The following is a 24,677-nucleotide window of genomic DNA, read 5'->3' on the forward strand; positions in this document are numbered from 1 at the left end:
ATCTGCCGTGCCGCCCGCTCCCACACCGGTGCGGCGGCCCCAAAGGAGATCTCCGCCATGAACGTGTTCTTCGAATGCACCTACCAGGGCGAGCGCCACTTCGGCCTCGGCCTGCCCGGGGACGGCGAGCCGGTCCGGCTCCACCCGGTCCGCCCCGCCGAGGACCTGGGCGCCGCGGTCGTCGCCGCGGTGTCGGCGGCGGGCGGTGACGGCGCCGCGCTGCGGGCGGCGCTCACCGCCGGCCGGCCCGAGGTGGTCGTCCCGGCCGACGGACGCGACGGCCTCGTGCCGCGGCCCCCGCTGTTGCCCGCGTCCGTCGGCGACGCGATGGTCAGCGGTTTCATGCAGACCCACAACGTCAAGGTCGACGCCGCCACGCAGGCGCAGCCCAACTGGTTCGTCAAGGGGCTCGGGGAGGTCCTGAAGGTCTCCGGCGAGCCGCTGTCCGTACCGCCGGGCGCCGTCGCGCTGTGCGAGGAGGCGGAAGTGGTGCTGGTGTTCGTCACCGACGAACACGGCAGCCCGCGCTACACCGGCTACACCTTCGGCAACGACCTCACCGACATCGGCCGGTTCCGGCGCCACCCCGGGCACCTGTCGTACGCGAAGCTCTGCGACGCCGGGGTGGCGCCCTGGCTGTTCCTGGACGAGCCGCCCCGGTCGGTGACCGGGCGCGTGACGATCGAGCGGGACGGCGCGCGGGTCTGGGAGGGCGAGTTCGCCACCGGGACCGAGGCGCTGCACTACGGGCTCGAGGACATGATGTCCGGGCTGTTCTCCCACGGGGCGCTGCTGCACCCGGGGCGGGTGCACTACGTGTATCTCGGCGCCGACCGCAGCAGTTTCCACGGCGGGTTCACGATGGCCGACCGGGACCGCGTCACGCTCGACTTCGACAGCCACGGGGTCGGCCTGACCAACACGGTCTCCTGGCCCGGCCAGGGGGCGCCGCGGCCGGTCGCGGGACGAGTCGCGGGATGACGCCGGCCGGGGTGCTGCGCAGGCTCAGCGGGACCGAGGCGGCCTGCGCCTACCGGCACGCGCTGACCGGCGGCCGGACCCAGGCCGCCACGCGTCTGACGGTGGCCGCCGTGTTCTCCCCGGCGTACGTGGAGCGGGCCGTGGCGCGGTGGGCGCGGGGGTTTCGCGCGCTGTCCCTGAGGATCGTGGAGGAGGGCGGGAGCCTGTGGTTCCACGAGGTGCCCGGCTTCGCGCCCGACCAGCTCCGGCAGGAGATGCGTACGGCGTCCGGCCCCCATCCCGCCTGGGACCTGGGATCCGGTGCCGGGGGCCTCCCGGCGTCCGGCGCCGGGGACGTCCTGACGGCCGGGGGCCCGCTGTGGCGGCTGGGGGTGGGACACGATCCGGCCGCCGCCGCGACGCACCTGCTGCTGACCTGTCACCCGGCGCTGTGCGACGGCCCGTCCACGGCGCGGCTGCTGCGGGCACTGCTGGACGCCCTGCTCGGGCAGGGCGCGGCCGGCTGCGGCCGGCCGGGCTACCGGCAGGACCCGGCCCCGGACGCGGACGAGCTGACCTACCGGGCGCCGCCGCCCCCGTACCCGGGTACGGGGATGGAACCGATCCCGGGGGCGGGGCCGGTCCCGCCCCCGCGGACCCCGCTCGCACGCCGTGCGGCGGGGCCGAAGAGCGCGGCCCCGGGTCCGGGGGCGACGGGGACGGTCGCGGCGGCCGGCGGTGCGGGAGGCGTGGTGCCGGTGTCGCTGACCGCGCGGCAGAGCGCGCGCCTGACGGCGTGGTGCGGGCGGCACCGCATCTCCGCGGGCCAGTTCTTCGCGGCGGCGCTGGCCGACTCCTGTGCGCGGGCGGCGGGCGAGGAGGAGGTGGCGCTGCTGACGGCGGTCTCGTTGCGGGGGCGGTACGCGGAGAGCGTCCGGGTGTCCGAGGTCGGCTGTTTCGTCAACGTCGTACGGGCGACCGTACGGGCCGGGGACGGTGGCGCGCTGGTGGAGCGCGCCCGCGCGTACGGTCTGGCGGTGCGGGCGGCGGACGCCGCCTGGCGCCCGGTCCGGCAGGACCACGCCCGCATCCGGCGCGCGGTCGAGGACGAGACGGCGGCCTCCGGCGGCGGGCTCGTCTTCCGGGTCGCGCAGGAGGGGTACGTGGACACCGTGCTCGGTCATCACGCGGCCCTGGTGACCCGGTACGGGACCACCCCGTACGGAGCCGTCCCGCACCCGGCCGGGCACGCCGTCCCGGACGGGGCCGCTCCGTACGTGTCCGCGGACGGGACGAACGGCGGGTACGGAGCCGCGTACGGGACCACCCGCGGGGCGGCCGTGCGCGGCGCGGTTCCCCGGCCGCCCGGCGTCCTGCACCTGTCCCGCTTCAGGGGAGCCCTCACGCTGTCACTGGGGATGCCGGGCCTCCCGGAATCGGGGGCGGGGGCGGGGACTCCGCCCGGCGACGGGGGTCTCACCGCGCCCGAGATCGCGGCGGAACTGACCGCGCGCGCCCTGGACCTCGTCGCCTGACCCTGCGGACCCCGTCGCCCGACCCTGCACACCCTGTCGCCCGACCCTGCACACCCTGTCGCCCGACTCTGCGCACCGCTTCCACGTATGCGCAGGTCAAGCCGTATTTTCCGGCCGATCTCGCAAGCGGACTTCGCTAAGTATCCGGCAGCCCCCACCCCGGAGTCGAAAACAAAGCGATCGTTCTCTATTCTTTTAGTGCGGCGCCGTTCGGGGCCGGGACAGCAGGACCAGCGGGAGGGACACGAGCGATGGCGACGAAGCCGGGCACGCGGGCACGGACATCGGTCTCAGCGTTCACGCAGGAGCTCTTCGGGCGGCTGCCCCGGGCCGACCAGCGGCGGTGGGCGCACGCCTACATGGAGGGGCTGCTGACCACACCGGGCAAGAAGAGCGTGCGGCGCCTGGCGGCGACCGTGTCGGACTCGTGCACGGCCCCCCAGTCCCTGCACCAGTTCATCAACGCCAGCCCCTGGGCGTGGGAGCCCGTACGCGCCGAGCTGACCCGCTGGGTCCAGCGGCACACCGCGCCCCGCGCCTGGACCATCGGACTGGCCGTGGTCCCCAAGCGCGGCGACCGGTCCTGCGGTGTGCACCGCCGCTTCGTGCCCCAGGCCGGCCGCACCCTCAACTGCCAGGTCGGTCTTGGCGCCTTCCTCTCCACGGACACCGAGGACGTACCCGTCGACTGGCGTCTGCTGCTGCCCGACCCGTGGTCCAACGACCCGGCGCTGCGCCGGCGGGCCCGCATCCCCGAGAGCACCGGGCACCGCTCCGCCGAGGCACAGGCCCTCGACCTGGTCGAGGGCCTGCCCACGGCCGGGCGGCTCGCCGAGGTGCCGGTGGTCGCGGACCTCGACGGCTACGCGGACGGCGGGGAGATCGTGCGGGCGCTGAGCTCCCGGGGACGCCACTTCGTCCTCGCGGTGCCCTCCGCCCTGCCGGTCCTGGCCGTCCCGGCCCCGCCGCCGGGCGTCCGCCCGGCCCGTCAGGACCACCAGTCCGCCCTGACGGCACGGCAGTTCCTCACCCGCCGCGAGGCCCTGGCCCCGCACCCCGTGACGTTACGGACCCGGCGGGGCGAGGAGCGCGCGGCGCACGTCCTGACCGGCCTGGTCCGGCTGCCGGAACCGGAGCCGGGGGCGGCCCGGCCGGCCCGCGCCGCCGGACACCCGTCCGTCTACCGGGTGTTCGCCGAGCGGGACCCGGAAACCCGCCGCCTCGGACGGACCTGGATCACCAGTCTGGTGAACCGGCCCGCGGGCGAACTGCTCGAACTCGCGGCCCTGCACGCCGGCACCGCCGACACCGTACGGCAGCTGGAGGACGACTTCGGGCTGCGCGCCTTCGAAGGCCGGTCCTACCCCGGATGGCACCACCACATGACGCTGGTCTCCGCCGCCTTCGCGTACAGCAGCCTCACCACCGCACGAAGGGGCGGCAACTGATGGCGCTTCCCAGGACGTTCTGGCTGCTCTGGGCCGGGCAGACCGTCAGCCGGCTGGGCATCCTCGCCCCGGCCTTCCTGGTCCTCTTCCTGGAGCAGGACCACCTGGTCGACGCCCGCACCACACCGGTCATGGTCGGCCTGTTCGGGGCCGGCGTCCTCGTCTCCGGTCTGGTGGGCGGCGCGGTGGCCGACATGATCGGGCCGCGGCGCACGATCATCGCCGCCCAGCCGCTCGCGGCCGCCACGGCCCTGCTGTTCCTCGTGACCACCGACGTGTACGCGCTCGGCCTGCTCTCGCTCGCGACCGGTTTCCTGTCGGCGGTGGACCGGCCGGCCGGCGCCGGGCTGATCGCCGGGATCGTCCCCCCGGAGCAGTTCTCGAAGGCCTACAGCCTCCTCCTCGTCGGCTTCAACGTCGGGATGTCGCTGAGCCCGGTCATCTCCGGGTTCCTGCTCTCCGCCTACCCGCCCGCGCTGTTCCTCGTCTGGGCCGCCGGCAGCGCCGTCTACGCGCTCCTGGTCTGCGGCCTGCCCGCCGACAGGAAGAGCCCCGAGGAGCCCGGCGGGAGCGGGGCGTCGGCCCTGCGGCGCGCGGCACGCAGCATCGGCGAGCCCTACCGCTCACCGGTCCTGGTCGCCTTCCTCGCCCTCGTCTTCCTGCTGGCCTGCGTCTACCTCCAGGTCAACTCGGCCCTGCCGCTGGACATGCGCCGGTCGGGGCTGAGCCCCGGGGACATCGGCATCGTGCTGGCGGTCAACGCGGTGCTCTCCATCGCCCTGCTCCCCCTGGTGCCCAGGGTGGTCAAGGGGATGGGCGACGAGACGCCGCTCGTCCTGGCGGCCGCGCTGATCGCCGTCGGCTTCGGCGTCAACGCCCTGGCGGACGACATCGTCCTGTTCACCGCGGCGACCGTCGTCTGGACGCTCGGCGAGGTCCTGTGGGCGCCCATGTCGGCGACCTTCATCGCCTCCCGGGCCCCCGAGGGACGCGTCAGCACGTACCAGGGCTCCTACTTCTTCGCCTGGAACGCCGCCTTCGTCATCGGCGGTCCCGTCGGGATCACCGTGGCGAACGCCTACGGATACCCGTTCCTGTGGACCGGCCTGCTCGTCCTCGGCCTCGGCGTCGCCGTCGGCTTCAGGTCCCTGCCGCGGATCTCCGGCTTCGCCGCCACCACCGCGAAGCGGCCGGTCCCCGACCAGGACCCCGAGACCGCCGCGGCGCCGGGCCCGACCGGCCGGCCCTGATCCTCCCCACCCCAGTTCCCCGTCCCAGCCACAACCCCAACCCAGGGAATCGACATGACCGTACAGACCCCGCGCACCGCCCTCCTGATCGGCGCGGCGGGCGGAATCCTCCAGGACGTGGCGCGCGGCCTGGCCCGCGAAGGGCACACCCTCGTCCTCTTCGACCGGAACGAGGAGGCCGTGAACCGCCTCGCCGCCGAACTGGCACGGCAGACCAAGGTCGACGTGGTCGTCGGCGACATCACCGACATCCCCGCGGCGCAGGCGCAGCTCGCCGACATAGTCGACCGGCACGCCCCCTCCATCCTGGTCAACGGGGTGGGCGGCGACACCCGGGTCATCGGGTACGCGGACCTGACCGAGGAGCACTTCGGCCAGTCCCACCTGGAGAACGTCGTCAGCACGTTCGTCGCGATCAAGGCGTGTGCCCCGCGGATGGCGCAGGACGGCTACGGACGCATCGTCAACTTCGCCTCGGCCGGCGGCCGCACCTACAGCCACTTCAACAACGCCGCCTACGTCGGCGCCAAGGCCGCCGTGATCGGCATGACCAAGCAGATGGCCTACGAGCTCGCCCCCGCCGGGGTCGTGGTCAACGTGGTCGCCCACGGGCCCATCGCGACCGACCGGGTGGCCGGCGCCTGGGAGCGCCGCGACCCGGAGCAGAAGCGGGCGGTGCTCTCGAAGCTGCCGATGCGGCGCATGGGCACGGTCGCCGAGGCGGTCGGCAGCGTCCTGCACCTGTGCTCCGAGAGCGCCGGCTACTCCACCGGCGCGGTGATCGACGTCAACGGCGGCCTCTACATGTGAGCCCCAGGACCGGAAAGAGCGAAGAGGAGACAACCGTGGCGAAGTTCGTCGTCGAATTCGAGTACAACGTGGACCGCGCGGGACGCCAGGAACTGCACCCGGCGCACGCCGAGAACCTCCACCGCCTCGCCCGGAGCGGCGTGCTGCTCCTGGGCGGGCCGCTGGCCGACGAGAACGCCGGCCTGCTGCTCTACGAGGTCGAGGACCGGGCCGAACTCCAGAAGGTGCTGGACGCCGAGCCCTACGTACAGGGCGGGATCGTCGCCGCCACCCGCATCCGCCAGTGGTCGCCCGGCAAGGGCAGCTGGATCACGGAAGGAAGGAAATGACCTTGAGCACCACGACATCGTCCGCGTCCGAGGCCGCGGACACGGCGGACAGCGGCTGGGCGGCCCTGGCCCTGCGCCAGGAAGCGCTGCACGCCGGGATCGCCGATCCCGCGATGGACTCGATGCGGATCCTCAGCGAGACCGCCATGAAGTTCCCCGACGCCCTCTCCTTCTCCTCGGGGGCGCCCTACGACGGGAACCACGACCTGGCGGACCTCTCCTTCCACATCGACCGCTACGTCAAGCACCTCCAGGAGAGCGGCGTCCCGCAACACCGCATCACGCGGACGCTGTTCCAGTACGGGCCGGTGAACGGCTTCATCCAGGACGACGTGGCGCGGATGCTGCGGCAGGACGAGGACATCGACGTCCCCGCCGAAGCCATCATGATCACGCACGGCTTCCAGGAAGCCACGCTGGTCGCCCTGCGCGGTCTGTTCGCCGGCCCCGACGACGTGCTGCTGAGCGTCTCCCCGGCCTACGTCGGCATACGCGGTGCGGCCCGGATGCTCGACATCCCCGTCGAGGGTATCGCCGAGGGCCCCGACGGCCTCGACCCCGAGGCGGTGGCCGCGGCGGCGCGCGGCGTACGGGCCGGGGGCAGGCGGCCGGTCGCGCTCTACCTCGTCCCCGACTTCTCCAACCCCTCGGGCACGGTGCTGCCGGTCGAGGCCCGCCGCCGGCTGCTGGAGGTGGCGGCCGAGGAGGACCTGGTCATCCTGGAGGACAACCCCTACGGATTGTTCGCACGGGACGGCGAGGCGATGCCGACCCTCAAGTCGCTGGACACCGAGGGCCGTGTCATCTACCTCGGCTCGTTCGCCAAGTCGGCCTTCCCCGGCGCCCGCCTGGGCTACCTCGTCGCCGACCAGCCGGTCACCGCCGCCGACGGCGTCACCCGCACGCTGGCGCAGGAACTGTCCAGGGCCAAGGCCATGTTCAGTGTCGGATCGTCCTCCCTGTCCCAGGCCGTGGTCGGCGGCATCCTCGTCGAGAACGGCCACACCCTGCGCCCCGCGACGCGTGAGCTGGCCGCCGTCTACCTGGAGCGGCTCCAGGCCACGCTGGACAGCCTCGCCGAGCACTTCCCGCCCGAGCGGTACGCCGAGCACCGGGTGCGCTGGAACACCCCGCGCGGCGGCTTCTTCCTCACCGTGGAGGTGGGGTTCGAGGCCGGGCTGGCGGAGATGGAGCGCTGCGCCCGCGACTACGGCGTGAGCTGGGCGCCGATGAGCATGTTCCACATCGGCGGCGGCGGTGAACGGCAGATCCGGCTCGGTTTCAGCAACCTCGCGCCGGAGGCGATCCGCGAGGGCGTCGCGCGCCTGGCCCGCTTCATCTCGGAGTCACCCCGCGCGTAGGACCCCGTCCTGCCCGCACACCCGCACACCCGCACGCCCCGCACTCCCGTACCCCTCGCACCCCCGCTGTGCACTCCCCCTGGTGAACGAGCGACGACGCGTCGCGTCAGAAGAAGGACGACCATGAGCCAGACCAGCAGTCAGCGGCCCACCGTCGTGGTGGTCGACGGCTACTCCGCCGGAAACTTCTACCCCGCGGCCTTCACCGAGACCGGTGCACGGGTCGTCCACGTGCAGAGCACCCCGGAACTCATCCCCTCCATGCTCGCCCCCGACCTGTCGGCCTACGACGAGAACATCGTCGAGGGCGACGAGGAGGCGCTGCTGGAACGGCTCCGTCCGTACGCCCCGGCCTGTGTGGTCGCCGGCCAGGAGGGCGCCGTACCGCTGGCGGACCGCCTCTCCGAGGCGCTCGGCGTCCCGTCCAACGGCACCCGTCTGTCGGCGGCCCGCCGGGACAAGTACGAGATGATCGAGGCGCTGCGGCGGGCCGGGGTGCGGTGCGCCGACCAGTTCAAGAGCGGCGACGTGCGGGAGCTGGTCCGCTGGGCCGAGGAGCGGGGCGTGTACCCGGTCGTCGTCAAGCCGCTCAGTTCGGCCGCCTCGGACGGCGTGTACGTCTGCGACAGCGCCGAGGAGGTGGCGGCCGCGGCCTCCGCCGGGCTGGCCTCGCAGGACATCTTCGGCGCGGCCAACACCGAGATCCTCGTCCAGTCGTACCTCAAGGGCACCGAGTACATCGTCGACACGGTCAGCAGTGACGGCGAGCACTACGCCTGCGGTGTGTGGCAGTACGAGAAGACGCTCCTGCCCTCGGGCAAGAACATCTACAACCGGGACATCCTCCTGGCCCCGGACGCCGGGCCGGTGCCGGCCCTGGTGGCGTACGTACGCGAGGTGCTGGCGGCCCTCGACGTCCGCTGGGGGCCCGCGCACGCCGAGGTCATCATGACCGAACAGGGCCCGGCGCTGGTCGAGATCGGCACCCGCCTGAACGGCAACATCCACGCCGGCTTCCACGACGTGTGCCTCGGCCACAACCAGGCGGGGCTGGCGGCCCGCGCGTACGTCCGGCCCGAGGAGTTCCGCCGTGAGTACGGCGGCCGCGTCTACACCCGCCTGCAGCCCGGCGTCGTCTACAACACCCCCACCGAACAGGACGGTGTCGTCGACGCCGTCGACACCGTGGCGGTGGACGAGATCCGCGCGCTCGACAGCGTGTTCCTGGCCGGCCTGAAGCTGGCCCCGGGCTCGCGGATCCGCCCCACCACCGACCTGCTGACGAGCTCCATGCGCGTCTACCTCACGGCGCGCGACGAGGCGCTGCTCGACGCCGACTACGAGAAGGTCCGCGGCCTCAAGGACAGCGTCTACCGCGTCACCCCTCAGCCTCAGCCGTAACCCACCGCTCTCCGCGCGTCCTCGCGCACGTACCCGGATCCGGACCCGGTTCCGGACCGAGAGATCCAGACCCGCTTCCGTCTTCTTCATGTTCCCCGGAGGAATGCTGTGCACAGCCGTATCGGTCTCTTCCTGTCCCCCGTCCACGAGACCGGCCAGGACCCGCACCTCGCCGTCCGCCGCAACCTCGACCTGGTCGAGCACGCGGACCGCCTGAACTTCGACGAGGCGTGGTTCGGCGAGCACCACACCCTGGGCTGGGGCCTGGTCGGCGCGCCCGAGACGATGATCGCCGCGGCCTCCCAGCGCACCGGCCAGATCAAGCTGGCGCACGGCGTCGTACCGCTGTCCGGGCACCACCCCTTCCACGTCGCCAGCCGGGCCGTCCACCTCGACCACCTCAGCCGCGGCCGCTACATCCTCGGTGTCGGCCCCGGCGTCCCCTTCGACGCGAAGATGTTCGGCCTCGCCCCCGACGTCCAGCGCCGCCGCCTGGACGAGGCCCTGCCGACCGTCCTGGAGCTCGTCAACGGCGACTCCCGGATCACCCAGAAGACCGACTGGTACGAACTCCAGGACGCGAAGCTGCAGTTGCCCCGCTTCAACCCCCACGGCATCGAGGTGGCCATGGCCACCAGCGGCACCTCGTCCTCCAGCCCGCGCCTGGTCGGCAAGTACGGTCTGAGCATGACGTCGTTCGCGCTGCCCTTCGCGCTGATGACGCCGGGCGCCCCGGACCACATCGGCCTGGCGCAGCAGTGGAAGTACGCGGAGGAGTCCGCGGACGAGCACGGCCGGACCCTGCGGCGCGAGGACTGGCGCATCGCGCTCCCGGTGCACGTCGCGGAGACCCGCGCCGAGGCGTTCGCCGACGTCCGCGAGGGGTACGACCGCTGGCTGTTCGAGTACTTCGGCAAGGCGGCCGGCCGCGAGGTCATCAGCCCGGACACCCCGCGCGAGAGGGCGCTCGAGGCCCGGGTGGAGGCCGGTGGCGCGCTCGTCGGCTCGGTCGAGGACGTCGTGCAGGGCATCCGGCGCATGCAGGAGGCCACCGGCGGCTTCGGCAGCCTCCTGGTCTACGTGGCCGACTGGACCTCGTACGAGAAGACCAACCGCAGCCTGGAGCTGCTGGCCCGCTACGTGTCCCCGCAGATCACCGGCTCCGCGGCCCGTCCGCAGGAAGCGGTGGACTGGGCCGTCGCGAGCCGCGCCGCCGGCCGCTGACCCTCACCCGCGGCGCGGGGCGGGTCAACCGGCACCGGGACCGTCACACGGCGCGGGGGCGGGATCTCCCGCCCCCGCGCCGGCCCTTTTCGGCCACTCGACAACTCATGGAGAGCACATGCTGGAGCAGCGTTCGTTCCGCGACATCCTCGGCCGGTTCACCACCGGGGTCGTCCTGATCACCGCCCAGACGGAAGCGGGACCGGTGGGCATGGCCGTCAATTCCTTCACCTCCGTCTCCCTCGACCCGCCGCTGATCGCCCTGTGCGCGGCCTCCACGTCGACCACGTGGCCGGCGATCCGGGAGGCGGGAAGCTTCGCCGTGACCATCCTGGGCGGGCAGCACGCGCAGCTGTGCCGGACCTTCGCCACCCGGGGCGCCGACCGCTTCGGCGGGAGCGAGTGGGACTCCACCCGCGCCGGGCACCCCATACCCGCGGACGGTCTGGGCTGGCTGGACTGCCGCATCACCGCCATCCACCAGGCCGGCGACCACGAACTGGTCATCGCCGACGCCGTCGAGGGCGCCGTCACCGACACCGAGGGTCCGCTGGTCTTCCACGCCGGACGCTTCGCCGAACTGGTCGCCTGACCGGGCCGCCGGCCACGAGAAGGGCAGACCCGCGTGTCCTCGATCCGATCCTCGCGCGCGCTCCTGGCACCGGACCACGGTCCCGGTCAGGGCGAACTCTCCTACCTGCGCACCGCACCCCGCCACCTCGTCGACCGCAGCGCCATCGCCGACGTACTGATCACCGACTGGCAGCGGACGGGAGCCGACACCTTCTTCCTCGGCGCCCAGTGGCCCCGGGGCCACGCCTTCTACGCGCCGATCGCCGGCACCTGGTACGACCCCCTGCTGGCGGCCGAGTCACTGAGACAGGCGTCCTTGCTGGTCGGCCAGACCTACTACGGCATTCCCCGCGGCCACCAGTGGGTCATCGGCGAACTGGACATCGAGGTCGTCCCGGCCGCTCTCCTCCTGGGCAGCCGGCCGGCCGAGATCCGGCTGGAGGTGGCCCGCTCCCCCGGCCCTGACCCGGCCCCCGGCACGGACCCTCCCGCGGCCCCCGGCGCTCGTGCGGTGGCGGCGACGGCCATGACCGTGGAAGCCGAACTGCTGCGCGACGACGACGAGTTCGTCGGTGCCGGCCGCATCAGCCTCGACGTCCTGTCGCCCGCCGCCTACGCCGGGCTGCGCGGAGACCGCCTCGACCCGCCCACGGGGCTGCCGCCGCTGCCCGAGGCCCTGCCACCGCCCGTCGTGGGGCGTCTCGACGTACGGGACGTGGTGCTCGGCGTCCCGGCCGCGCGCTCCGGCCGGGGCGGCCACACCTGGCAGTTGCGGGTCGACCCCAGCCACCCCGCGCTCTTCGACCATCCCGTGGACCATGTGCCCGCCATGCTGCTCCTCGAGGCCGCCCGCCAAGCCGCCCAGGCGGTCCGCGCCCCGTACCGGGTCCTGCCCGTCGAGGTGCGCAGCGCCTTCCACCGTCCCGTGGAGCTGGACGTCGCGTGCCACATCGCCGCGACCGTGCTCCCCCAGCAGGACGCGTCCGAGGACGCGGCGGTCCGTGTGACCGCCTCCCAGAACGGCGTCCTGGCCTTCGACAGCCTGGTGGTGGCGGCCCTGTGCGACTGACCCCGGGGCGGCGCGCTCCGGCGTGCTGCCGGGGTGCGCCGCCCCGGGGCCGGGACGTCGGTCACGGGGCGGGACCGTGTCCGCGCGGACGCGGTTACGCGGGGTCGCGGTCGAACTGGGCCTTGGACCAGCGGTGACCGAGGAAGCTCAGGCCCAGGCACCAGGCCAGCGCGATCCACCAGTTGTCGCCGATCTCGGTGCCCAGGAGGAGTCCGCGCAGGGTTTCGATGGCGGGGGTGAAGGGCTGGTACTCGGCGATCGGCTGGAACCAGCCGGGCATGGAGTCCAGCGGGACGAAGGCGCTGGAGATGAGGGGCAGCAGGATCAGCGGCATGGCGTTGTTGCTGGCCGCCTCGGCGTTGGGGCTGCCCATGCCCATGCCGACCGCGATCCAGGTGAAGGCCAGGGCGAACAGGGCGAGCAGTCCGAAGGCCGCCAGCCATTCCACGACGGTCGCGTCGGTGGAGCGGAAGCCCATGGCGACGCCGACGGCACCCACCAGGACGACGCTGATGACCGCCTGCAGCACGCTGCCGACGACGTGTCCGAACAGTATGGAGCCGCGGTGGATGGCCATCGTGCGGAAGCGGGCGATGATGCCCTCGTTCATGTCGGTGGCGACGGAGACCGCGGTGCCGACGACGGTGGAACCGATGGTCATCAGCAGGATGCCGGGAACGATGTAGGCGATGTAGGCGGAGCGGCCCGCGCCGCCGCTCATGGTGTCACCGAAGATGTAGACGAACAGCAGCAGGAGCATCACGGGGGTGAGCAGCAGGTTCAGGGTGAGCGAGGGATAGCGGCGGGCGTGCAGGAGGTTGCGGCGCAGCATCGTGGACGAGTCGCGCACGGCGAGGGAGATGGAGCTCATCGGACAGCCTCCTCGGGCTTGTTCGGCTGGTTCGGCTGGTTCGACTTGCTCGGCTGGCTCGGTACGGTGCCGCCGGTCAGGGCGAAGAAGACGTCGTCGAGGTCGGGGGTGTGCACGGTCAGTTCGTCGGCCTCGACGCCGGCCGCGTCCAGGCGGTCGAGGACGGCGCGCAGTTGGCGCTGACTGCCGTCGCTGGCGAGTTGCAGGGCGAGGGCTTCGTCGTCGCGGGAGGCGTCGCCCAGCGAGGCGGCCGCCGACCGGTAGGCGGCCGGGTCGGTGAAGCGCAGGCGGACGTGTCCGCCGGGGACGAGCCGCTTGAGTTCCTCGGCCGTGCCTTCGGCCGCGATCCTGCCGTCGTTCAGGACGGCGATGCGGTCGGCGAGTTCGTCGGCCTCCTCCAGGTACTGGGTGGTGAGGAAGACCGTGGTGCCGGCGGTGACGAGTTCACGGATGATCTGCCACATGTTGTGCCGGGAGCGCGGGTCCAGGCCGGTGGTCGGCTCGTCGAGGAAGATGATGCGCGGGCCGCCGACCAGGGTCATGGCGATGTCCAGGCGGCGCTTCATGCCTCCGGAGTAGGTGGAGGCGGGCTTCTGGGCGGCCTCGGTGAGGTCGAAGCGCTCCAGGAGTTCGGCACTGACGCGCCGGCCCTCGGCCTTGGAGAGGTGGTGCAGGTCGGCCATGAGGAGCATGTTCTCCTGACCGGTGATCAGGCCGTCCACGGCGGAGAACTGGCCGGTGACCCCGATCGCGGCACGGGCGGCCTGGGCCTGGGTGGCCAGGTCGTGGCCGCCGACGTGGATCGGGCCGGAGCCGGGGTCCGGGGAGATGAGCGTGGAGAGGATCTTGACGGCGGTGGTCTTGCCGGCGCCGTTCGGGCCGAGCAGGGAGAAGACGGTTCCCTCGGGGACGGTCAGGTCGATGCCGTCGAGGACGGTCTTGTCGCCGTAGGACTTGCGCAGCCCGTGTGCGGCGATGGCCGGGTCGTTCATGGGGTGCTGCTCCTTCTGTCGAGCCTGCGGGTCAGAGGCTGCGGGCGGTGATGTCGCCGTGGGCCGTGGTCGCGCGGATGGTCAGGCCGGGGGTGGCGCCGGTGTTCCTGAGCGTGTTGCTGATCCGTCCGTAGGTCGTGCCCGCGTCCAGGGACGCGGAGACCCCGGGGGCGGTGCCGATGGTGATGTGGCCCATCTGAGTGCTCAGCGTGATCTGCCCACCCGCGGCCTCGGTGATGTTCAGATCGCCCTTCTGGGTGCTGATCTCGGCGGGGCCGTTGAGGCGGCCGACGGTGATGTCGGCGTCGAGGCCGGTCAGGCGGACGCTGTCGGCCTCGTCGAGCTTGACCGAGCGGTGGCCGCCCTCGAAGGTGACGTCGCCGAGCCGTCCCACGCCCCGGAACTCCGCGGCGGCCGCCTTCGCCTCGACGCGGGAGCCGGCCGGGAGCTGCACGGTCACCTCGACGGCCCCGGACGGGCCGAGGAGTCTGTTCTTCGCCTCCGGGGCCTCAACGCGCAGGACGCCGTCGGCGTAGGCGATCCGGACCTGTTCGGCGGCCTTCACGTCGCGGCTCTTGGAGCGGTTGGCGGGCAGGACCTCGACGGTGGTGTCGGCGCGGTCGGCGGCGATGAACTGGATGCGGCCCGCGGGGATGTCGAGGACGGCCGAGACGGGGGCGGGGGTGTCGAACTTCTGCATGATGCTCTCCTTCTCCGGCATCGCGCGCCCTGGTCGGCCCGCTGCTTTCCGATGACAGAAACGCTACGTTGCATTCACCTATCCGGCAACATAGTTGTTGCGTCAGATTTCCATACTCGCAGGTTAACGCCATGAATTTGTTGCAACGGCCTTAGGATTAACGCAACAGCCGCGCACTGAATTCGTTGCAATAGACACAAGTGAACGCTATGAGCGGCCGCAAGGGAGTTCCTGGGCCCACCTTCCGGCCCCGGCCCCGCTTCGGCGGCCGGTCCGGTGTGCGGACTGCTCCATACGGGTGAAGCAGGGGGCGCACGGATGGTCACAGGTGGCCCACCGCGGAGCGAGTCGGCATTGTTGCCCCCGCCCGATCGACCGACGCTCCCGAAGGACTCCTCATGCTCGGTACAGACTTCAGCCTCGGATCGCCCAACTGGCTCGACCTCGGCAGCCCCGACACCGGGGCGGCCGCCGCGTTCTACGGCGCCGTCCTCGGCTGGCAGTTCGTCTCCGCCGGACCGGAGGCGGGCGGGTACGGGTTCTTCCGGGCCGACGGGAAGACCGTCGCCGGACTCGGTCCGCTCACCGAGGAGGGCGCGAAGTCCGCCTGGATGATCCACTTCAAGGCCGACGACATCCAGGACACCGTCTCGGCCGTCACCGCCGGCGGCGGCACCGTCCGGACGGAGCCCATGGACGTCATGGGCGAGGGCCACCTGGCGCAGGTCACGGACCCGCAGGGCGCCGAGTTCGCGCTCTGGCAGCCCGGCAAGACCGCCGGACTGGAGATCGCCTCCGCCCCGAACACGCTGCTCTGGGCGGAGCTGCACGTTCCCGACCCCCTCGCCGCCATCGCCTTCTACGAGGGCCTGTTCGGCTGGCGCAGCCAGGACATGCAGGCGCCCGGCATGACGTACCGGGTACTGAGCACCAAGGACGGCGACCAGCAGGACGCCTCCTTCGGCGGTGTCGCGCCGATGGGTGGCGGCGAGGCCGAACGGCCTCGCTGGGTGCCCTACTTCCACGCGGAGGACGCCGACGCCACGGCCGCGGCGGCCACGGCGAACGGCGGGACCGTCCTGATGCCGGCCGCGGACGTCCCGGACGTCGGCCGGATCGCCTGGCTCGCCGACCCCTTCGGCGCGGAGTTCGCCCTGCTGAAGCCCGACCCGCGGATGTGACGCCCCGACGGACGAGGCCCGCCGGACGGGAGCCGGGACACCCCGGTCGGAAAGGGGGACGGCGCCCCGGCGGGCGGCGCCGGCCGGGGCGGAGCGGTCAGGCGGCGCGGCAGAGCGCCGCCTGACCCGCAGGCACCGTGGTGCGGGCCGGGGTCGCGGGCACGGGGCGGGCGGCGCCGGCCGCGCCCTGGGCGTGGCCGCGCGCGAAGACGACCAGGCGCAGCAGCACGAACCGCGCGACGCCCGCGAGCGCGGACGCGGACAGATAGACGGTCTGTTCGAGCACCGCGCCGGGCGCCGCCGCCAGTTGGTGCAGGACGAGCATCGCCGCGCAGGTCACCGCGTACGTGGCCGCGGCGGACCCGGCGGACTGCGTGTGCTGGCGCCAGGTCGCGCGCCCGCCGGCGCCGAAGGTGAAGCGGGCGTGCAGTTCGGTGGCCAGGAGCGTGGAGCCCGCGGTGATCAGCGCGTTGGCCAGGCCCCAGGGAATCCAGCGGGCGAGGGCCACCACGGCGAAGCTGGAGGCGAGCCCCACTCCCCCGCCGCAGACCACGAAGCGGACGAAGGCGGTGAAGGCGCCGGGAGCGGCGGCCCGCCGCCGGCTCTGCGCTGTTTCCATGATCCCCACCCCTTTGTCCGCCCACTCGGCCCCAAGACCGCGCCTCACTGTTTCCAACACTGGAAACGCTACGTTGCGTTCACGGATTCAGCAACATATTTATTGCTCGAAACGAAGAAAAGAGCAGGTGGGTGGCGGAAAATTGTTGCAATGGCTCACCTTTAACGCAACACCCCTCCTCTCCGGCCATTGCAATGGATGGCGGTGAACGCTACAGCGGGCCGAGCCGACACCGCCACCGCTCGACGCCGGGGACGAAGGTCGGGCTCAGGTCAGATTCAGTCCGCCGTCCAACACGATGACCTCGCCGGTGAGGTACGTGCCGGCGATCAGCGACGCCACCAGATCGGCCACGTCGGCGGGCCGGGCCGCCCGGTGCATGGGCGCGCGCTCCCGCCACAGCTCGTGCGCCTGCGCCCAGTCCTTCGTCATCGGCGTGTCCACCAGTCCCGGCGCCACCGCGTTGACCCGGACCTCGGGCCCGAGCGCGGCCGCGAGCAGACGGGTCACGTGATTGAGCGCGGCCTTGCTCGCCGCGTACGGCACCGACGAGCCCTTGGGGCGCACCCCGGCATGGCTGGTGATGTTCACGATGCTGCCGCCACCGGGGGACCTGCGCAGCGCCGGGAGCGCCGACGTGCACAGCACCCAGGGCGCGATCAGGTTCACCTCGAGCAACCGCCGCCAGTCGGCGGGGGTCGCCGCGGCGAGGTCGTCGTGCGGGATCGGCCAGCTGATGCCCGCGTTGTTCACCAGCACGTCCAGCCGTCCGTACCGGCCGAGCGCCGCCTCGACCAGCCCCCGGGCCTCCTCCTCCACCGCCAGGTCCGCCCGCACGTACGCCCCGCCGAGCTCCGCCGCCAGCGCCTGCCCCGCCTCCGTGCTGCGCCGCGAGTGCACCACGACCCGCATCCCGTCCGCCGCCAGCCTCCGCGCGACGGCCTCCCCGATCCCCGAGGTGGACCCGCTGACCAGGGCGACGGGCCGATCCGCCTGTTCGATCCTCATCCCGCGGATCCTGCCACGGCGGCCGTCACGCCCGGGCCGGGAAACCGTTTGGCGGACCCCGGGGGCCACTGCTACCTTTCCGGAGGCCGTGCGAGAGAACGAGGAGGTGGTACCCGTGAACGCAGTATTCACATGGGTGCTCCCCTCCGGGGTCACGGTCGGGCGATAGGTCGTCCGGGAGCGCCGTTCCACGAGCACTCCCGAAAGGCACGACCATGCGTTTCACTTCCGAGCAGCGCCTCGACGACGGCGTCCTCGAGCGCGAGTTCATCCTCGGCGAGATCCCCGGAACCCTGTGGACGCCGGGATCCGAACCGGCCCCGCTGGTCCTGATGTCCCACAACAACGGCCTGCCCAAGGCGGACCCCCGGCTGGTGGCCCGGGCCCGGTACACCGCGGCGCGCGGCTACGCGGTGGCCACCATCGACGCCGCCGGCTGCGGTGACCGTCCCCGGTCCGCCGCCGACGAACAGGCCCGCGCCGACCTCCGCCGGGCGATGCAGGCGGGCGAACCGGTCGACGAGATCTTCGAGTCGCTCATCGGCCCGCTGGTCGAGAACGCGGTCCCGGAATGGCGGACCACTCTGGACGCCCTCCTCGAACTGCCCGAGATCGGCGGCCCGGTCGGGTATTCCGGAGGGTGGACCGCCCTCGGCATCCGGCTGGCGGTGACCGAGCCGCGCATCGCGGCCGCGGGCTTCTTCGCCGGAGGGTACGTGCCCCGTGCCCAGCGCGAGGAGGCCCGGCAGGTCACCGTTCCGCTGCTGTTCCTGCTGCAGTGGGACGACGAGGGCAACCCCCGGCAACGCGCCCTGGACCTGTTCGAGGCCTTCGGCAGCAAGGAGAAGACGCTGCACGCCAACCTGGGCGGCCACACCGGCACCCCGTGGTTCGAGCTGGAGGACGGGTGCCGGTTCCTGGACCGGCACCTGAAGTGACGCCGGACGGGGCCTGCGGCGGAGGATGAGCGGTGCGCGCCGGGACACCGCCCTCGAGGGCGGTGTCCCGGCTTTCCGGCTCTTCCCGGCTCTACGCACCGCGGGCCCCCGCCGGTCCGGCGGGGGCCCGCGTCGGCCGAAGCCGTCGGTTCGTGAGACCTCGGCTGTTCCGCATGGGCGTCGTCGTGCCCGTACGGAACAGCCGGAGGACCGCTTCCCGTCAGAAACCCGAAGGGGTCGGCAGGTAGCTGTAGCAGTAACCGTGTCCTGCGTAGATGTCCGTGGCGTCGTAGTTCAGCAGACCGCGTCCGGTCAGCGGGCCGACGATGCCGTCGGCGGGTCCGGTGTTGTCGGTGTTCGCCTGGAAGTCGACGACGGCGGACCTGGTCTGCGGGCCCCACACGCCGTCCTCCGCGACGGCCGCGCGACCGGCCGCCCGGCGGAAGTCGTTGACGAGGTGCTGCACGCACCAGACGGCGGTGGCGTTCTTGCTGTAGCCGTCACCGACGTACGGTGCTCCGGTCGCGGCGGAGGCCGTACCGCCGGAAAGGCTCATGGCGGTGACAGCGGCGGCGGCGCACGCCACACGGACCAGGACGTTGTTCGCGTTGCGGGACAGTCGAATCACTTTCCTCTACGGAGTGAACGGGCGGACCCCCGCCCGGGGGTGGACATCCCCCGTCGCCCCGGGCGGGGGAGATCATCAGTGCGCGTGGGCGTCGTAGAGGGTGGTGCAGCTGTTGCTGCCCTGCAGGGTCATCCAGTGCCACAGGATCTTGTCGCGGGTCTGCGGACCGTAGATGCCGTCGGCGTCGACGCCGAGGGTCCGCTGGACGCGGGTGAGGGCGGCCGCCGTCTTCGGGCCGAACTTGCCGTCGATCTCGCCGAGGTCCTGCTTGTAGCAGTAGCTCAGGGTCTCCTGGAGGTAGTACACCTGCATGCCGCTGGCGCCGGAGCGCAGGGTGCAGAAGTTGGTGCCGCCGGTGCCGATCGTCGGGAACTTCGCGTAGAAGTCACCGCTGAAGTAGGTCGTGTAGGCCGTGCAGCCGGGGATGGCAGCATGCGCGGCGGGGCTGACGGCGAACATGCCGGCGGTGATCGCGGCGGCCGCGCCGAGCGTGGCGAGAGTGCGCTTGAGCTTCATGGTGGGTCGTCCCCCGATGTGCGGTCCGACGGCCTTCACGGCGATCGGATACGAACGAATGCCGGCCGGCGGCGAGTTGCCCTCCGGCTCGGCAAAAACCTAACAGCGCTCCCGTACCCCGCGTCCCGCCCGCCACCAGGCGTCCCAGACCCGGCCGGCGTCCCGGGAAGGGCCGTGGGAGACCGGGCCGGAGGGTCGCGGGCCGGTCCGGCAGGGCCTCGGCCGTCCCACGGAAGGCAGCGGTCCGGTTTCGTCCCACGGCGTCCCGGGCGCGTCCCACGATCGTCCCGGATGCGTCCCGACGGCGTCCCGGCGCGTGGTTTCGGCCACGGAAGCGGACTTGGACGCGGCCTCCCCGAGTGCGGCGTCCACGAGTACGGCACCACGAGTACGACGTCCTCGCCAAGGACGGGAACACCCCTCGTACTCCGGCCCCGGCGCCCCCGGCCGAGCCCTGCCGCACCTGTGTCAAGCAGCCCCCGAGGGCGCTCACCCGCCCGGATGGATTCGTGCGTCCGGTGAGGGCAACGCCGCTCGTGGTGGCCGTCGGCGCGCGCGGGCGGCGGAACGCTGTCGCACATGTTCACACCCCCTGCACGACCGGCCCGGCGGCAACGCGTCGACCGCCGCCGGTTCTTCCCGGCACGGGCCGGGACCGTCGCGGCGACGGTCCTGGCCCTGGTCCTCGCCCTCCCCGGCACCGCGGTCGCGGCCCCGGGCAACCTGGACACCACCTTCAGCGGTGACGGCAAGGCGGTCACCACCGTCGCCGACGACGACCACGCCGACGACGTGGTGGTGCAGCCCGACGGAAAGATCCTCTCGGTCGGCTCCTCCGTCGACGAGACGCTGCCGGAGAGCGACTTCGCGCTGACCCGCCACAACCCCGACGGCACCTTGGACACCGGCTTCGGCACCGGCGGCACGGTACGGACCGCCGTCAACAACATGGGCCCGAGCCTCCAGTGGAGCGAGGCGCACGCCGTCGCGCTGCAGGCCGACGGCAAGATCGTCGTCGTGGGCAGCAGCTGGCGGGGGTACGAGGACTGCTGCTGGTTCGTGGTGACCCGCTACAACCCCGACGGGACCCTGGACAACACCTTCAGCGGTGACGGCCGGGTCTTCGCCGACTTCGACGGGCCCACCGAGGCCCGCGACGTGGCCATCGACTCCAGCGGCAGGATCGTCGCGGCCGGCTACACCGGAGGCTGGATGGCGGTGCTGCGCCTGACCGGCGACGGCACCCCGGACACCACGTTCGGGGGCGACGGCACGGTGACCGCGAATCCGGCCGGGCCGGTCCTGCAGGAAGGCGGTGACGGCCGCGCCCTGGCGCTGCAGGCCGACGGCAAGATCGTCGTCGGGGGCCAGGTCGGCGCGACCCGCTTCGACTTCGCGCTGATGCGCTTCAACACCGACGGCAGCGTGGACACGGGCTTCGACGGCGACGGCATCGTCCGCACCGACTTCGGCGACTACGAGTCCGTGGAAGGGCTCGCGCTCCAGCCCGACGGAAAGATCGTCGCCACCGGCGGCAGCGGCACCAGGTTCGCCCTGGCCCGTTACCTCCCCAACGGCGCCCTCGACACCGGCTTCGACGGCAACGGCACGGCGATCACCCCCGGAGGCACGGCGGCGGCCGTGGCACTGCAGCCGGGTGACGGCCGGATCGTGATCGCCGGGACCAACGGACCCGGCGGCGATTTCGCCGTCCTGCGCTACAACCCCGACGGCAGCCAGGACACCGGCTTCGGCACCGGCGGTCTCACGACCGCGGACTTCGGCGGCAACGACGCCGCCCGTGGCGTCGCCCTCCAGACGGACGGAAGGATCGTCGCCGCCGGCGGAGGCGGTGCGGACAGGGACTTCGCCCTGGCCCGCTTCGAGGGCGGCGGCTCCCCACCGCCGCCACCGGCCGGTGCGGACCTGTCGGTGACCAAGTCCGGTCCCACCACGGTCAGCATCGGTGACCGTGCCACCTACACCGTGCGGGTGACCAACAACAGCACCACGACCCCGGCCACCGACGTCTCCCTGTCCGACACGCTCAGCGGCGTCGCCGCCTCGGTCGTCTCGGCGACGGCCGGTTCGGGCACCTGCACCACCACCGCCACCACCGCGAGCTGTTCCCTCGGCACCCTCGCTCCCGGAGCCGCCGTGACGGTGACGGTCACCGCCGAACCACGGGCCACCGGCACCCTCACCGACCGGGCCACCACCGGCGCCACCCAGACCGACCCGAACTCCGGCAACAACACCGCCACGGCGACCACCACGGTGAACAACGCGCGCGGCTGCACCCATATCGGCACCAGTGGCAACGACAGCATCACCGGCACCGTCGGCAACGACGTGATCTGTGCCCTCGGCGGCGACGACACCGTCAACGCGGGCAACGGCAACGACACCGTCCACGGCGGGTACGGCAACGACCGCGTCGACGGCGGCCCGGGCAACGACACCCTCACCGCGGGCCCCGGCAACGACAACCTGACCGGCAGCTCCGGTACCGACAACCTCGACACCGTCGACAACGTGTCCGGCAACGACACCGCCAACGGCGGCCTCGGCACGGACACCTGCACGACGGACGCGGGCGACATCCGCGTCAGCTGCCCGTAGCCGCACACCCCGCGGTACGGACCGGAGACGAAAAGGCCCCGTCCCAAACCCAGGGACGGGGCCTTCGTGGAGCGCCGGGCAGGCCTTGCACCTGCATTTCCCCGCAGGAAGCGGGGCGTCTTTCCTTGGACCACCAACGCGAGCACCAACCGGAGCGACTTCCTCCGACCGGCTCTGGGTGAACCCTAGCAGGCCCGGTACGCCACCCTCCAGGGGCACCCCGTCCCGGGCCGACGAGCCGGACAGGACGGCACGGTCGCCCGTGAGGGGCGTCGGCTACAGCGTCCCGACGGCGGTGAGCAGACGGTCCGCGGCCTCGTCGACCGTGGAGCGGGGGCAGCCCAGGTTCACCCGCATGTAGCCGTGGCCCTCGATCCCGAACTTCTGGCCCTTGTCCAGCCACAGCCGTGCCTCGAGGAGCATGAACCTGTCCAGCGCCTCGGCGTCCATCCCCAGCCCCCGGCAGTCCATCCACGCCAGGTACAGGGAGTCGGCCGGCAGGACGCGCACCTTGGAGGTCGCGGAGTTGACCGCCTGCGCGAAGCGCGCGTGATTGCCGCGCAGATAGGTGAGCAGTTCCTCCAGCCAGGGCTCGCCGTGCGTGTACGCCGCCTCGGCCGCGACCATGCCGAGCAGGTTGACCAGCGGGAACACATTGCGGTCGTACTGGCGCGCCAGTTCCGCCCGCAGCCCGGGATCGGGCACGAAGACGTTGGCGCTCTGCAGGCCGGGGAGGTTGAACGTCTTGCTGGGAGCGGTGCAGGTGATGCTGTTGCGCGCGAACTCCTCGCCGAGCGAGGCGAAGGGGACGTGCTTGCGCTCCGGGTGGAGGACGAGGTCCTGGTGGACCTCGTCGGAGACGACCAGGACGTCGTGCCGGGCGCAGATCTCGCCCATGGTCCGCAGTTCGTCCTCGGTCCACACGTTGCCGGTGGGATTGTGCGGGTGGCTGAGGATGAACACCTTGGTGTCCGGACGGATGGCGGCCTCGAACGTCCGGGCGTCGAACCCGTAGCCGTCACCGGTCCGTCGCAGCGGCGCGAACGCCAGGTGGCGGCCGTTCAGCAGGACGTCCTCGTGGAAATGGACGTAGACCGGGGGCTGGATGAGGACCGAGTCGCCCGGCGCGGAGAAGGCCTGCACGACCGTCTTGAGCGTGGTGATGATTCCGGAGGTCTGCATCACCCACTCCCGGGGGACCTCCCAGCCGAACCGCTTGGCCTGCCAGCCGGTCACGGCGTCGAGGTAGCTGTCGGTCGCGCCGCCGGGGTATCCGAACACTCCGTGTTCCACGGCCCGGTGGAGCGCGTCGATCACGGCCTGAGGAGCCCTGAAGTCGGTGTCGGCGACCCACATCGGCAGCGGGTCGGCCGCGGCCTCGTCGGCCGCCAGGAACCGGGAGGCACCGGCCCACTTCATGGAGTTGCTGTTCCTGCGGTCGACGACGGCGTCGAAGACCGATCCGGTCCCGGCTCCCGGGGCGTTCCGCGGCGTCCGGCCGTGGGGGGAGGTGTCAGGTGCCATGGCTGGATGCTAGGCCGCGGCAGGCGACGTCCGCCTGCCGGTCCGGGGCACGGCGCACAAGAACCACACCCCTTTCCCCGGTGCCGCGCCGATACTCTGGGTACATCTGTGCGATTGACCTCCGCCGGGTACGGCCGGAGGCCCGCACCGGGGCTGGGGGGACGCTCGGTGGACTGGTGGCTGACCGACGGCGAGGGGATCGTGGCGTGCTGGCTGCTGGTCTTCGCGGTGTGCAACGGACTGCGCGGCGTGTACTGCTGGTTCCGTGACGGGGAGCAGCGGCGGACCGTCGGGGAACTGCTCGCCGGGGACCTCCATCCGGTGCGGGCCTCGTTCCTCCTCGGCGGGACGGCCGAAGCGGCGGAGACCGCGGTCTGCGTGCTCGTCGACGACGGCGTGGTGAAGGTCTCCTCCACCGGCGGGCTGCGGCCCACCCACCGGGGCAGGAAGCAGACGGACCGGGCTCTGCGCGCCCTGGCGGAGGAGATCCGCGGCACGCCGGCGGGCGCGACGACCAAGCTGTACGAGATCGCGGACGGTGCCCGCTTCACCCGGTTCAGGGAACTCGTCGAGCGCGAGTCGCCCGCGGTGCGGCCGACGGCGTCGGGGAGGAGCCAGACCCTCATGCTGGTCACCTCGATGGTGACCGCGTTCGGCATGGGCCTCCACGCCGGGCCGACCAATGCGGCCGTGCCGTTCGCGCCCGGGGCCGACAGATCGCTCTGGCTGGCCGTCTGCGTGGCCGCCTGGCTGGCGCAGTGGACACTGGCGTCCCTGTGGCCGTCGGAGAAGCGGCGCCGTTGGAGGGCCCTCGACGCGTACTGCAGGGACGAGACGGAGATCGCGCGTGCGGCCCTGCCCGACCGCACACGGCAGGCGATCGCCCTGACCAGGGAACGGCCGAAGCCGCCCCCGGCCCCGCGGGCCCGCGACCACACCCGGGACCGGGGCGGTGCGTGGGCCGACAGCGGCGGCGCGGACTCGTGCGGAGGCGGCGTGGACTCGTGCGGAGGGTGCGGCGGAGGGTGCGGCGGAGACTGACGCGGCTCCCGGAGGGCGGACCGACGGCCTCGCCCTCCCCGGCCGCCCCCGCCGGCCGTCCTCGCCGGCGCCCCCGT

General features: G+C 72.5%; 23 protein-coding genes. 15 read left to right on the plus strand and 8 right to left on the minus strand.

All coding sequences use genetic code 11. From position 1 onward, the window contains the following. The first annotated feature begins 57 nt into the window (after positions 1–57). The 11 genes from ACFW6B_RS23730 (at position 58) to ACFW6B_RS23780 (ending at position 11,960) form a co-directional block, all read left to right on the plus strand. Complete coding sequence (locus ACFW6B_RS23730; protein ID WP_386598537.1) at positions 58–981, plus strand: FAH family protein; 924 nt, start codon at positions 58–60, stop codon at positions 979–981. Beyond that, entirely contained in the window at positions 978–2,495 is a 1,518-nt protein-coding gene (locus ACFW6B_RS23735; protein ID WP_386598538.1) for a hypothetical protein, read from the plus strand. The genes ACFW6B_RS23730 and ACFW6B_RS23735 overlap by 4 nt, the downstream gene beginning before the upstream one ends. Positions 2,496–2,746: 251 nt before the next feature. Then, a complete protein-coding gene (locus ACFW6B_RS23740; protein ID WP_386598539.1) occupies positions 2,747–3,943 on the plus strand; it encodes an IS701 family transposase in 1,197 nt (398 codons plus the stop codon). Next, positions 3,943–5,193 carry an MFS transporter gene (locus ACFW6B_RS23745; protein WP_386598540.1) on the plus strand — a complete coding sequence of 417 codons (1,251 nt, stop codon included), beginning with the start codon at positions 3,943–3,945 and terminating at the stop codon, positions 5,191–5,193. Before ACFW6B_RS23740 ends, ACFW6B_RS23745 begins: the two co-directional genes overlap by 1 nt. Before the next feature lie 54 nt (positions 5,194–5,247). Further along, positions 5,248–6,003: an SDR family NAD(P)-dependent oxidoreductase gene (locus tag ACFW6B_RS23750; RefSeq protein ID WP_386598541.1), complete on the plus strand. Its 756-nt coding sequence runs from the start codon at positions 5,248–5,250 to the stop codon at positions 6,001–6,003. Between the two features lie 35 nt (positions 6,004–6,038). Continuing rightward, complete coding sequence (locus ACFW6B_RS23755) at positions 6,039–6,332, plus strand: YciI family protein (RefSeq protein WP_386598542.1); 294 nt, start codon at positions 6,039–6,041, stop codon at positions 6,330–6,332. Next, the gene (locus tag ACFW6B_RS23760) at positions 6,329–7,693 is read left to right on the plus strand and encodes a PLP-dependent aminotransferase family protein (RefSeq protein ID WP_386598543.1); all 1,365 of its coding nucleotides are present in this window, start codon (positions 6,329–6,331) and stop codon (positions 7,691–7,693) included. The genes ACFW6B_RS23755 and ACFW6B_RS23760 overlap by 4 nt, the downstream gene beginning before the upstream one ends. A 123-nt stretch (positions 7,694–7,816) precedes the next feature. Continuing rightward, positions 7,817–9,094: an ATP-grasp domain-containing protein gene (locus ACFW6B_RS23765; RefSeq protein ID WP_386598544.1), complete on the plus strand. Its 1,278-nt coding sequence runs from the start codon at positions 7,817–7,819 to the stop codon at positions 9,092–9,094. A gap of 108 nt (positions 9,095–9,202) precedes the next feature. Continuing rightward, positions 9,203–10,318, plus strand: a complete 1,116-nt coding sequence (locus ACFW6B_RS23770) for an LLM class flavin-dependent oxidoreductase (protein ID WP_386598545.1) — start codon at positions 9,203–9,205, stop codon at positions 10,316–10,318. Between the two features lie 118 nt (positions 10,319–10,436). Beyond that, complete coding sequence (locus tag ACFW6B_RS23775) at positions 10,437–10,910, plus strand: flavin reductase family protein (RefSeq protein ID WP_386598546.1); 474 nt, start codon at positions 10,437–10,439, stop codon at positions 10,908–10,910. 33 nt (positions 10,911–10,943) lie between these two features. After that, positions 10,944–11,960 (plus strand): ScbA/BarX family gamma-butyrolactone biosynthesis protein, encoded by a 1,017-nt coding sequence (locus ACFW6B_RS23780; RefSeq protein WP_386598547.1) that lies wholly within the window; start codon positions 10,944–10,946, stop codon positions 11,958–11,960. 94 nt (positions 11,961–12,054) lie between these two features. On the opposite strand, the gene ACFW6B_RS23785 is transcribed toward ACFW6B_RS23780, so the two are convergent. The 3 genes from ACFW6B_RS23785 to ACFW6B_RS23795 are packed head-to-tail and all read right to left on the minus strand — an operon-like array spanning position 12,055 to position 14,523. Continuing rightward, entirely contained in the window at positions 12,055–12,831 is a 777-nt protein-coding gene (locus tag ACFW6B_RS23785) for an ABC transporter permease (RefSeq protein ID WP_386598548.1), read from the minus strand. Then, positions 12,828–13,823: an ATP-binding cassette domain-containing protein gene (locus ACFW6B_RS23790; protein WP_386598549.1), complete on the minus strand. Its 996-nt coding sequence runs from the start codon at positions 13,821–13,823 to the stop codon at positions 12,828–12,830. Before ACFW6B_RS23790 ends, ACFW6B_RS23785 begins: the two co-directional genes overlap by 4 nt. 31 nt (positions 13,824–13,854) lie before the next feature. Then, positions 13,855–14,523, minus strand: a complete 669-nt coding sequence (locus tag ACFW6B_RS23795; protein ID WP_386598550.1) for a hypothetical protein — start codon at positions 14,521–14,523, stop codon at positions 13,855–13,857. 398 nt (positions 14,524–14,921) lie between these two features. On the opposite strand from ACFW6B_RS23795, the gene ACFW6B_RS23800 reads away from it, so the two are divergent. Continuing rightward, a complete protein-coding gene (locus ACFW6B_RS23800; protein ID WP_386598551.1) occupies positions 14,922–15,704 on the plus strand; it encodes a VOC family protein in 783 nt (260 codons plus the stop codon). Between the two features lie 97 nt (positions 15,705–15,801). Here ACFW6B_RS23800 and ACFW6B_RS23805 read toward each other — a convergent pair whose 3' ends face one another. Then, positions 15,802–16,323, minus strand: a complete 522-nt coding sequence (locus ACFW6B_RS23805) for a hypothetical protein (protein ID WP_386598552.1) — start codon at positions 16,321–16,323, stop codon at positions 15,802–15,804. A gap of 267 nt (positions 16,324–16,590) precedes the next feature. Next, positions 16,591–17,331, minus strand: coding sequence for an SDR family NAD(P)-dependent oxidoreductase (locus ACFW6B_RS23810; RefSeq protein ID WP_386598553.1), 741 nt, complete (start codon positions 17,329–17,331; stop codon positions 16,591–16,593). A gap of 215 nt (positions 17,332–17,546) precedes the next feature. Here ACFW6B_RS23810 and ACFW6B_RS23815 point away from each other — a divergent pair, with 215 nt between their 5' ends. Next, a complete protein-coding gene (locus tag ACFW6B_RS23815; protein WP_386598554.1) occupies positions 17,547–18,269 on the plus strand; it encodes a dienelactone hydrolase family protein in 723 nt (240 codons plus the stop codon). Between the two features lie 220 nt (positions 18,270–18,489). Here ACFW6B_RS23815 and ACFW6B_RS23820 read toward each other — a convergent pair whose 3' ends face one another. Then, entirely contained in the window at positions 18,490–18,897 is a 408-nt protein-coding gene (locus ACFW6B_RS23820; RefSeq protein ID WP_386598555.1) for a peptidoglycan-binding protein, read from the minus strand. 75 nt (positions 18,898–18,972) lie between these two features. Then, positions 18,973–19,413 carry a peptidoglycan-binding protein gene (locus ACFW6B_RS23825; RefSeq protein WP_386598556.1) on the minus strand — a complete coding sequence of 147 codons (441 nt, stop codon included), beginning with the start codon at positions 19,411–19,413 and terminating at the stop codon, positions 18,973–18,975. Between the two features lie 579 nt (positions 19,414–19,992). Here ACFW6B_RS23825 and ACFW6B_RS23830 point away from each other — a divergent pair. Continuing rightward, positions 19,993–22,035 (plus strand): calcium-binding protein, encoded by a 2,043-nt coding sequence (locus tag ACFW6B_RS23830; RefSeq protein WP_386598557.1) that lies wholly within the window; start codon positions 19,993–19,995, stop codon positions 22,033–22,035. 276 nt (positions 22,036–22,311) lie between these two features. Here ACFW6B_RS23830 and ACFW6B_RS23835 read toward each other — a convergent pair whose 3' ends face one another. Next, the gene (locus ACFW6B_RS23835; RefSeq protein ID WP_386598558.1) at positions 22,312–23,559 is read right to left on the minus strand and encodes a MalY/PatB family protein; all 1,248 of its coding nucleotides are present in this window, start codon (positions 23,557–23,559) and stop codon (positions 22,312–22,314) included. A gap of 108 nt (positions 23,560–23,667) precedes the next feature. Between ACFW6B_RS23835 and ACFW6B_RS23840 the strand changes: the two genes are divergently transcribed. Continuing rightward, positions 23,668–24,600 carry a hypothetical protein gene (locus ACFW6B_RS23840; RefSeq protein ID WP_386598559.1) on the plus strand — a complete coding sequence of 311 codons (933 nt, stop codon included), beginning with the start codon at positions 23,668–23,670 and terminating at the stop codon, positions 24,598–24,600. Positions 24,601–24,677 lie beyond the last annotated feature (77 nt).

Origin of the sequence: Streptomyces sp. NPDC058751, assembly GCF_042746485.1 — a bacterium.
Taxonomy (GTDB): domain Bacteria; phylum Actinomycetota; class Actinomycetes; order Streptomycetales; family Streptomycetaceae; genus Streptomyces.

What these genes read in the sequence shown, in the direction of transcription:
- ACFW6B_RS23735 (WP_386598538.1), top strand. Translation starts at nt 978, where the DNA reads ATGACGCCGGCCGGGGTGCTGCGCAGGCTCAGCGGGACCGAGGCGGCC.
- ACFW6B_RS23825 (WP_386598556.1), bottom strand. Translation starts at nt 19,413, where the DNA reads ATGAAGCTCAAGCGCACTCTCGCCACGCTCGGCGCGGCCGCCGCGATC.
- ACFW6B_RS23835 (WP_386598558.1), bottom strand. Translation starts at nt 23,559, where the DNA reads ATGGCACCTGACACCTCCCCCCACGGCCGGACGCCGCGGAACGCCCCG.
- ACFW6B_RS23785 (WP_386598548.1), bottom strand. Translation starts at nt 12,831, where the DNA reads ATGAGCTCCATCTCCCTCGCCGTGCGCGACTCGTCCACGATGCTGCGC.
- ACFW6B_RS23790 (WP_386598549.1), bottom strand. Translation starts at nt 13,823, where the DNA reads ATGAACGACCCGGCCATCGCCGCACACGGGCTGCGCAAGTCCTACGGC.
- ACFW6B_RS23730 (WP_386598537.1), top strand. Translation starts at nt 58, where the DNA reads ATGAACGTGTTCTTCGAATGCACCTACCAGGGCGAGCGCCACTTCGGC.
- ACFW6B_RS23745 (WP_386598540.1), top strand. Translation starts at nt 3,943, where the DNA reads ATGGCGCTTCCCAGGACGTTCTGGCTGCTCTGGGCCGGGCAGACCGTC.
- ACFW6B_RS23750 (WP_386598541.1), top strand. Translation starts at nt 5,248, where the DNA reads ATGACCGTACAGACCCCGCGCACCGCCCTCCTGATCGGCGCGGCGGGC.
- ACFW6B_RS23830 (WP_386598557.1), top strand. Translation starts at nt 19,993, where the DNA reads ATGTTCACACCCCCTGCACGACCGGCCCGGCGGCAACGCGTCGACCGC.
- ACFW6B_RS23805 (WP_386598552.1), bottom strand. Translation starts at nt 16,323, where the DNA reads ATGGAAACAGCGCAGAGCCGGCGGCGGGCCGCCGCTCCCGGCGCCTTC.
- ACFW6B_RS23795 (WP_386598550.1), bottom strand. Translation starts at nt 14,523, where the DNA reads ATGCAGAAGTTCGACACCCCCGCCCCCGTCTCGGCCGTCCTCGACATC.
- ACFW6B_RS23815 (WP_386598554.1), top strand. Translation starts at nt 17,547, where the DNA reads ATGCGTTTCACTTCCGAGCAGCGCCTCGACGACGGCGTCCTCGAGCGC.
- ACFW6B_RS23765 (WP_386598544.1), top strand. Translation starts at nt 7,817, where the DNA reads ATGAGCCAGACCAGCAGTCAGCGGCCCACCGTCGTGGTGGTCGACGGC.
- ACFW6B_RS23810 (WP_386598553.1), bottom strand. Translation starts at nt 17,331, where the DNA reads ATGAGGATCGAACAGGCGGATCGGCCCGTCGCCCTGGTCAGCGGGTCC.
- ACFW6B_RS23760 (WP_386598543.1), top strand. Translation starts at nt 6,329, where the DNA reads ATGACCTTGAGCACCACGACATCGTCCGCGTCCGAGGCCGCGGACACG.
- ACFW6B_RS23740 (WP_386598539.1), top strand. Translation starts at nt 2,747, where the DNA reads ATGGCGACGAAGCCGGGCACGCGGGCACGGACATCGGTCTCAGCGTTC.
- ACFW6B_RS23775 (WP_386598546.1), top strand. Translation starts at nt 10,437, where the DNA reads ATGCTGGAGCAGCGTTCGTTCCGCGACATCCTCGGCCGGTTCACCACC.
- ACFW6B_RS23800 (WP_386598551.1), top strand. Translation starts at nt 14,922, where the DNA reads ATGCTCGGTACAGACTTCAGCCTCGGATCGCCCAACTGGCTCGACCTC.